The organism is Gracilibacillus thailandensis (genome assembly GCF_010994055.1).
Taxonomy (GTDB): domain Bacteria; phylum Bacillota; class Bacilli; order Bacillales; family Amphibacillaceae; genus Gracilibacillus; species Gracilibacillus lacisalsi.
In genome coordinates, this window is sequence record NZ_WJID01000109.1 from 1 (window position 1) to 8,749 (window position 8,749).

Annotated in this window: 10 protein-coding genes and 1 riboswitch; all 10 genes read left to right on the plus strand. The window is 36.0% G+C overall.

Annotated elements, in window-relative coordinates; translation table 11 throughout:
* Positions 1 to 185: 185 nt before the first annotated feature.
* The 10 genes from GH715_RS20555 (at position 186) to GH715_RS20600 (ending at position 8,718) form a co-directional block, all read left to right on the plus strand.
* On the plus strand, positions 186 to 1,289 hold the full coding sequence (locus GH715_RS20555; protein WP_153837122.1) for a D-alanyl-D-alanine carboxypeptidase family protein: 1,104 nt from the start codon (positions 186 to 188) through the stop codon (positions 1,287 to 1,289).
* Positions 1,282 to 1,860 (plus strand): nucleoside recognition domain-containing protein, encoded by a 579-nt coding sequence (locus GH715_RS20560; RefSeq protein ID WP_153837121.1) that lies wholly within the window; start codon positions 1,282 to 1,284, stop codon positions 1,858 to 1,860. The genes GH715_RS20555 and GH715_RS20560 overlap by 8 nt, the downstream gene beginning before the upstream one ends.
* A 36-nt stretch (positions 1,861 to 1,896) precedes the next feature.
* The gene (locus GH715_RS20565; protein ID WP_153837120.1) at positions 1,897 to 2,430 is read left to right on the plus strand and encodes a spore maturation protein; all 534 of its coding nucleotides are present in this window, start codon (positions 1,897 to 1,899) and stop codon (positions 2,428 to 2,430) included.
* Positions 2,431 to 2,528: 98 nt separating this feature from the next.
* Positions 2,529 to 3,245: a pseudouridine synthase gene (locus GH715_RS20570; RefSeq protein WP_153837119.1), complete on the plus strand. Its 717-nt coding sequence runs from the start codon at positions 2,529 to 2,531 to the stop codon at positions 3,243 to 3,245.
* A gap of 66 nt (positions 3,246 to 3,311) precedes the next feature.
* Positions 3,312 to 3,902: a thiol-disulfide oxidoreductase ResA gene (resA, locus tag GH715_RS20575; protein WP_153837118.1), complete on the plus strand. Its 591-nt coding sequence runs from the start codon at positions 3,312 to 3,314 to the stop codon at positions 3,900 to 3,902.
* A 10-nt stretch (positions 3,903 to 3,912) separates the two neighbouring features.
* On the plus strand, positions 3,913 to 5,535 hold the full coding sequence (locus GH715_RS20580; protein ID WP_153837117.1) for a cytochrome c biogenesis protein: 1,623 nt from the start codon (positions 3,913 to 3,915) through the stop codon (positions 5,533 to 5,535).
* Between the two features lie 39 nt (positions 5,536 to 5,574).
* Entirely contained in the window at positions 5,575 to 6,762 is a 1,188-nt protein-coding gene (gene ccsB, locus GH715_RS20585) for a c-type cytochrome biogenesis protein CcsB (RefSeq protein ID WP_153837116.1), read from the plus strand.
* 80 nt (positions 6,763 to 6,842) lie between these two features.
* A complete protein-coding gene (locus GH715_RS20590; protein WP_153837115.1) occupies positions 6,843 to 7,562 on the plus strand; it encodes a response regulator transcription factor in 720 nt (239 codons plus the stop codon).
* A 5-nt stretch (positions 7,563 to 7,567) separates the two neighbouring features.
* Positions 7,568 to 7,749, plus strand: a riboswitch (cobalamin riboswitch).
* 95 nt (positions 7,750 to 7,844) lie between these two features.
* Positions 7,845 to 8,219: a DUF4430 domain-containing protein gene (locus GH715_RS20595; RefSeq protein ID WP_153837114.1), complete on the plus strand. Its 375-nt coding sequence runs from the start codon at positions 7,845 to 7,847 to the stop codon at positions 8,217 to 8,219.
* Between the two features lie 4 nt (positions 8,220 to 8,223).
* On the plus strand, positions 8,224 to 8,718 hold the full coding sequence (locus GH715_RS20600; protein ID WP_153837113.1) for an ECF transporter S component: 495 nt from the start codon (positions 8,224 to 8,226) through the stop codon (positions 8,716 to 8,718).
* Positions 8,719 to 8,749 lie beyond the last annotated feature (31 nt).

The following is an 8,749-nucleotide window of genomic DNA, read 5'->3' on the forward strand; positions in this document are numbered from 1 at the left end:
CACTCTACAAAATTTTCATTACTTCGCAGTTTGTATCTACTTAGAATTAAAAACTTGTTTTAATCATAAACCGCTGCATTGTTCGAATAATGAAGACATGTTGGTTTACTTGTTTTCTAGTCATATGCACTGCTCGTCTGCATAGAATGGTACAAACGTATTTGTAAAGTGAGATGAGGTGTGTCATGCGACCGTTTATTTATAGTATATGTATTGCATTAATTTTTGTCTTATTACCGCAACCAGATTTAAAAGCAAGTGTACAGGTTTCAGCAGAGAATGCTATCTTAATGGATCAAGAAACAGGTAGAGTGTTATATGAGAAAAATGCGGACAATCCAACACTTATTGCAAGTATCACCAAGATTTTAACTGCTATTATTGCTATAGAATCTGGTAAACTAGATGAATATGTAAAAATTTCGGACAATGCGATATCAACTGAAGGATCCTCCATCTATTTAAAGAAAGAGGATAAAATCACATTAAAAGATCTTGTCTACGGATTAATGTTAAGATCAGGAAATGATGCAGCCGTAGCTATAAGCGAGCATATCGGCGGCAGCCAAGAAGGCTTTGCATACTTAATGAATGAAAAAGCCAGATGGATTGGCATGACAAATAGTCATTTTGACAATCCGCATGGACTTGACTCTGAAACCCATTTCTCTACAGCCTATGACATGGCACTTTTAACCAAATACGCAATGGAAAACGATATTTTTAGAGAGATTTCCGGTACTTCATCTTATCAATCTTCCGCCCGTGATTATGCTTGGATAAATAAAAATAAATTGCTTACTCAATTATATAAGTACAGTAACGGTGGAAAAACCGGATATACACGAGCTGCAGGGAGAACGCTTGTTTCAACGGCTCAAAAAAATGGACAAACATTAATAGTTGTAACGTTAAATGCGCCAAGTGACTGGCAAGATCATATGAATTTATTTGAATGGGGATTTGAAAAATTTCCGTTAAGAAAAATACAAGATAAATCAACAATGAGACTACAAACTGATCAAGAAGATGCCATTACTGCAGAAATCCAAGAATCTATCTACTATCCTTTAGCAGAAAATGAAGTAAATAATATTAGCTACAAAAATTATGTGAGCCGTACACCTTCTGATTTTGATAAGATTGGGAAACGCGTTTTCTATCTTCATGATGAAGCCATTACGGATACAGCATTATATCGCTATTCATTGGAAGAATCGAAAGAGCCATCGTTCTGGAACACTTTTCTGGAACAATTGAAACGATTGTTTGGTGATAATCTTGATTAATGTGATATGGGCATTAATGGCGATCATTGGAATTGTTTATGCCATGTTTAATGGAACGATGGAACAAGTTAATGAGGCTTTGTTTGAAGGGGCAAGTGATGCTGTTACATTGGTCATTAGTCTATCAAGTGTATTAGTTTTTTGGCTAGGTATGATGAGAGTTGCTGAGCGAGCGGGAATATTAAAAGGTTTTGCAAAATTATTCAGACCGATTGTGAAACGATTATTCCCTGAAATTCCTGCGGATCATCCGGCAATGGGGTATATACTTGCTAATTTTTCTGCCAATTTATTCGGATTAGGGAATGCAGCTACACCAATGGGTATCAAAGCAATGGAAGAGATGAAAAAAATAAGTAAATCTGATCATGCCAGTAATTCTATGATAACTTTTTTAGTTATTAATACTTCCAGTCTTACACTGGTACCAACCACAGTAATCGGCATTCGAATGCAGTATAGTTCAGCTGCGCCAACTGAAATTGTAGCAAGTACGATTTTAGCTACTTTTATTACAACTGTTTCAGCGATAACGATTGATCGTTTGATGCAAAAAACACGTCCAAAATGAAGTTTACAGTAGAGTTAAAAGGAAAGGAGTCTATACATGGTTGAATGGTTGACGGTCATCAGTATCTGGTTAGTTCCAGTGACCGTAATGATGATTTTAATTGTGGCCATTATAAGAAAAGTACCAGCATATGAGGTATTTGTGGAAGGTGGGAAAGAAGGCTTAAAAATGTCGGTTTCTCTTCTTCCTTTTTTATTAGGAATGTTAGTTGCCATTGCGATTCTAAGGAGCTCAGGAGCCTTAGATGCGTTTATCAGCTTATTACAGCCTATTTTATCAAAAGTTGGAATACCAGCGGATATAGCACCGTTAGCAATATTAAGACCCATTTCCGGAACAGCCGCATTAAGTGTAACAACTGAGATAATTAAAACTCATGGTCCTGATTCCTTTTTAGGTAGACTAGCATCTACCATGCAGGGAAGCACTGATACGACCCTTTATATATTAACCGTCTATTTTGGAGCAGTTGGTATTAAAAAAATGGGTAATGCATTAAAAGTTGGACTGATTGCGGATTTTATTGGTATAATAGTTTCAGTAATAATTGTGTCGTGGTTATTCTTGTAGTAGCGCTCGTTTCTTAAGCGCTACTGTTTTCATGTATACGAAATAAAAGAGATGGTTAACAATGATAACATAAATCTAGAAAGAAAGTGTGAGGCATAATGGAACGACTGCAGAAAGTTATTGCTAAAAGCGGGATTACTTCTAGGAGAAAAGCAGAGAAAATGATCGTTGATGGTCTCGTAGAAGTAAACGGCAAGGTAGTGACTGAATTAGGTACCAAAGTATCGGATCAAGACGAAGTGAAAGTAGAGGGAGTACCAATTGAAAAAGAAAAATTATTATATTTTCTATTCTATAAACCACGTGGTGTGATTACCAGTGTATCGGATGATAAAAAACGGAAGACGGTAACTGATTTTTTTGAGGAATATGAAGAAAGACTTTATCCGGTTGGCAGACTAGATTATGATACTTCAGGATTATTAATCATGACGAACGATGGTGATTTTACTAATCTATTGTTACATCCGAGTCATCAGATTAATAAAGAATATATCGTCAAAACAGAAGGAATTCCATCAAAAGAAAAATTACAATTATTCAAAAAAGGGATTCGCTCTGAAGGAGATATATTGAAAGCAAAATATGTAAAGGTAATGTCCACTGATCCGAAGAAAAAAACAGCTATTATTAAAATCGTTTTACATCAAGGTAAAAACCGGCAAATTAGAAGAATGTTTGAAGCAATCGGTACGCCTGTGCAGAAGCTTAAAAGGGAAAAATTTGGGTTCTTAACGTTAGATGGTTTAAATGCAGGTGAACATCGAGAACTGACACCACAAGAAGTGGCCGAGCTTAAGAAATTGGCTAAGTAATTGTTAAATAACTGTCACAATTTTTGATCATTGTAAATGATACAATGATCAAAGGGAGTGAGATCGATGGAAAAGATTGAACAAGCGAAACATAAGAAACAAGTAAAGAAGCGAAATCGCTTTATTTTTCGATCTGCAATATTGATTGTACTGTTCGGAGCTTTAGTATTTGCTATTGTTTCAAATTTAACTGCTGAAGAAGACGCAGCTGTAGACATTAATGAACAAGCACCAGATTTTCAATTGGATCGCGTTGCAAATAATGAAGATGAAATAGATTCCTCATTGCAGCTTTCAGATCTTGAAGGTAAAGGCGTTATGTTAAATTTCTGGGCTACGTATTGTGAACCTTGTGAAAGAGAAATGCCTTATATGGAGGAATTGTATCCGAAATATAAAGAGCAAGGAGTAGAAATTGTCGCTGTTAGTGTGGATGCTACAGAGTTAGTCATTAATAAGTTTGTAGATCATTATAATTTGTCATTCCCAATACTTCATGATAAAGATAGCCAAGTGTTGGATGCTTACGGAATACGACCATTACCAACTACTTATTTCATTGATGAGAATGGTGTGGTGGTAGACCGGGTGTTGGGTGAACTTTCACTAGAACGATTAGAGGGCTATTTACAAGAGATTGTACCAAAGGGAACGTGAGGGGTTTCTTATGAACACAATAAAATGTAGTACATGTGGTCATCAGAATAAGGAAGGGACCACTATTTGCGAAAAATGCGGAAAACCGTTAGATAATGACCAGCAAAGTACATTATTGAATATGCGATATGATGGTAGTTCGATTCGTTCTAAAACGAAAAATCGTTCAATAGTAGATAAAATATGGAATTTTTTTTCATCCGTTAAAATTGGTGTTACATTAATCGCGATTGCGTTAGTTGCATCTGCACTAGGAACGATCTATCCTCAGGAAATGTATATTCCGCGAAATGTCGATCCAGCTTTACATTATCGGGACCAATACGGATTATCAGGGCAAATCTATTACCAGTTAGGTTTTCATAACTTATACAACTCCTGGTGGTATATGGTATTGATCGCTTTGATCGGTATTTCTATTTTTATCGTAAGTATCGACAGAGGAGTGCCATTATATAAGGCATTAAAAAACCAAGCTATTAAACGACATCCTAATTTTATGAAAAGACAGAAACTGTTTGGAGAATATACTGCCTATCATACAGAAGATAAAACTCGCTTTATCAACAATCTTAAAAAGCATCGGTATAAAATCACAGAGAAAGACGGTCACATACTTGCGGAGAAAGGCAGATTTTCAAGATGGGGCCCATATGTAAATCATTTAGGACTTATTATCTTTTTATTAGGAACACTATTTCGTTTCATTCCATTTATGTACGTGGATGATTTTGTCTGGGTAAGAGAAGGCGAGACAGCAGTTATACCTAGTACTAATCAACAATATTACATAAAGAACGAAGAATTTATATTTGAAACATATGGAAATGATGACGAAGATGCGATTTTTGAAGAAGCGCTAGAAAATACAAGTGGACCAGTACCGAAGCATTTCGAAACGAAGGCTGTTATATATGAAGATGTATCGAAGGATGTTATTGGGTCGGAGCCAGAATTAAAAGAAGTCAAAAGCGGTGAAATTATCGTAAACGAACCGTTGAAAATAAATGGTTTAGCACTTTATCAAGATAGTTATCAACTCAATGAATTTCAAACGATGTCGTTTAAGTTGCATGAGGTAGATGATGAGGCGGAAGAAGCTATTGTAGAGTTTACCGTTGATTTAACAGATCCTGAAAGTGAATATGTATTTGATAATGGCTACCGTATTGAGCTGAATCGTTATTATCCGGAATATGAATTAAGTAATGGTGAGCCGAGGTCTGTATCTAATTATCCTCGAAACCCAGGATTTGTCTTCTTTGTGTATGGTCCTGATATAGAGGAGCGTGAAGCAAGCTTTTTAGCGATTGGTCAGAATATCCCTTCAGGTGACAATCAGTACAAGCTAAGTTTAACAGATTTTGGTGTGCGCGATGTCAGTGGCTTAAAGATTAGGAAAGATTTGACACTTCCTATTATTGGCTTAGGCGCATTTATTTTTATGATTGGTGTTATACAAGGGATGTATTGGCAGCATCGACGAATTTGGATTCATCCAACTACGGATAGAATTTATATAGCATGTCATACGAACAAAAATTGGTATGGATTAACCAAAGAATTTGAAAAACTAATCGATGGGACATCCTTTACTATGGTTCGTGATCAAGAAAAAAAGAATGATGTGTAACTCATTATCTCTTGAGGTGATGCAAGGAGGAGAATGTGTATGGATTTAATATCTTTGAGTGGAGGTCTTTTGTATACTGCTTTTGTGATTTACTTAATAGCAGTCATCTTTTTTGCTGCAACCATTAAGGACAAGCAACATGAAAAACAGTTCACACTCATGAACAAATTAGCGATTGGTACTACTATATTGGGATTCATCGCACAAGTTGGCTATTTTATTACAAGATGGATGGCAAGTGGACATGCACCTGTTAGTAACATGTTTGAATTTGTTACTTTCTTCGGTATGATGCTTGTATTAGCGTTTATTATTTTATACTTCATCTATCGTATTGAGTTATTAGGATTATTTGCCTTACCTGTAGCACTATTAATTATCGGATATGCTAGTATGTATCCAAAAGAAATTTCACCATTAGTTCCTTCCTTGAAAAGTCATTGGTTGTACATTCACGTTACAACCGTTGCTTTAGGTGAAGCGATTCTAGCGGTAAGCTTTGTAGCAGGTATTATCTATTTAATCCGTCAAATTAACCAATCTCAAACTACTGCCAAAACTACTTGGTTAGAGATCATTATGTATTCTATTTGTGCAACAATAGGATTTGTGATTATTACAACGATTTTTTCATCGATGGATTATAATGCAACATTTTCTTATGTAGTTGATGAAGAAGAATTGACATTAGATTATCAGCTACCCGCATTGTTTGGCCCAGAGAACGGTGAACTAACAACAGAAGATAAGATGGATGCTGTTTTTACAGCACCAGGATGGCTTCATGGTGCAGAAGCGCCCCGGAAATTGAATACATTAGTTTGGTCCTTAGCTGTTGGTTTATTATTGTATATGATAGCGAGAGCTATATTGAGAAAAAGGGTAGCTGCTGCTATCCAACCATTACTAAAAAAAGCAAATCCGGATTTATTGGATGAAGTTTGTTACCGGGCAGTTGCCATTGGATTTCCGGTATTTACTCTAGGTGGTTTGATATTTGCGGCCATTTGGGCACAAGAAGCGTGGAATAGATATTGGGGCTGGGACCCTAAAGAGGTATGGGCACTCATTACTTTCTTTTTCTATGCTATTTTCTTACATCTTCGTTTGTCGCGAGGGTGGCACGGTGAGAAATCGGCTTGGTTAGCTGTTATAGGGTTTGCGATAATTATGTTCAATTTAATCGTTGTTAATCTAGTTTTAGCCGGTTTACATTCTTACGCATAAAATTTTGGGTAGAAAGTACAAGTGCTATTTGTCTCTTGTGCTTTTTGCCTATATACTAGTAAGAGATAGGGGGGAGAAGGATGGAGCAGGAAACGAAAAAAATTCTTGTTGTCGATGATGAAGATAGAATTCGCCGTCTATTAAAAATGTACCTAGAACGCGAAGGTTTTGAGATTGATGAAGCGGAAGACGGAGAGCAAGGCTTGAAGTTAGCTTTGACGGAAGAATACGAAGTAATTTTACTTGATTTAATGATGCCTGGAAAAGATGGTTTAGAGGTATGTAAAGAACTGAGAACTCAAAAGACGACACCTGTTATTATGCTTACTGCTAAAGGAGAAGAGCTAAGTCGAATTCATGGTTTTGAAGCTGGGACTGATGATTACATCGTGAAACCGTTTAGCCCACGTGAAGTTGTATTAAGGGTCAAGGCATTATTAAGAAGATCCACAAGTTCTAATACGATACATACAGCAAACCGGTCGAAAGATTTGATTGAATTTCCACATCTATTAATTGATAATGATGCACATCGTGTTTTAGCAGATAATAAGGAAGTTAATTTAACACCAAAAGAGTACGAATTACTTTTATTTCTAGCAAAGTCTCCGGACAAAGTTTTTGAACGAGAAGAATTATTGAAAGAAGTATGGAAATATGAGTTTTTTGGAGATTTACGAACAGTAGACACACATGTGAAACGATTGAGAGAAAAACTAAGCAAAGTATCAACAGATGCTGCAAAAATGATTGTAACAGTGTGGGGTGTCGGTTATAAATTCGAAGTAACACATAACTGATAGAAGAATATGGTGTGTTTAATGGTGTATTGCTTAAAAGGGAATCTGGTGTGAATCCAGAACTGTCCTCGCAACTGTAAGTGTAACGAAATAGCCTATGTCACTGTACGGTAAATTTACGTATGGGAAGACGCTAGAGTAGAATAATACATAAAGTCAGGAGACCTGCCATTAAACATTTATTCATGCTTCGAGGATTAAGCATGTCGAGTGTAATATCAACTTTTACATACATGAACATCGCTTTTATCCTCAACATTAAAAATTGAGGAGAATGAGATTATGAAACAAATCAAACGATTATTTATGATAACTATTTTAGCAACAGTATTGACCGCTTGTGGAAATACATCAACAACAGCTGAAGAAGTATCTATTTCATTAACGATTACAGATCAAACAACAAATACTACGATCAGTGAGGATGATTTTACTGTTCAAGCAGGAACAAGCTTGCAAACAGTCCTAGAAGAAAATTATGACGTGGAAGTAACAGACGATGGTTTTCTTACGGCCATAGAAGGACATCAACAAAATACTGATGAAAACATCTTCTGGACATATGAAGCAAACGGAGAAATGGTAAATGAAGGGATTGCTGATTATCAAGTAGAGGATGAAGATCATATTACCTTTGATCTTCAAGTAATCGAGTGATACATTGAATACCTATAAACTTACACTTATATCATTATTAGCAGCTGTTTGTGTTATAGGCAGAATCACTTTTCAATTTCTACCCAATATCCAACCTGTGACTGCTATTGTCATCATAACTGGTGCAATGGTAGGTGCATTACCTGCAATATGTATCGCGATCATCTCAACGTACATTACGAATCTTTTTTTAGGTATGGGAATTTGGACTATTTGGCAAATGATTGCATGGGCAATTATAGGATTATTAGCTGGCGTTCTCGGACAATATAACAGGAAAAATACTATGATACTGTTAACTATTTTTGCATTTTTTGCAGCATTTATTTACGGATTGATCGTCAACTTAGGGACATTTACATTTGCTGGCAATTTTGTTGCTTACTACTTGGCAGGTATATCCTTTGATATCGCTCATGCTGTAGGAAATGTGATTTTTATGATCCTCTTATATCCGGTATTAGCGAGGATATTTCAGTATACTAAACATTTATTTTAACGTTCTTCAGAAAGAAGTCTCCCTCTTCAAG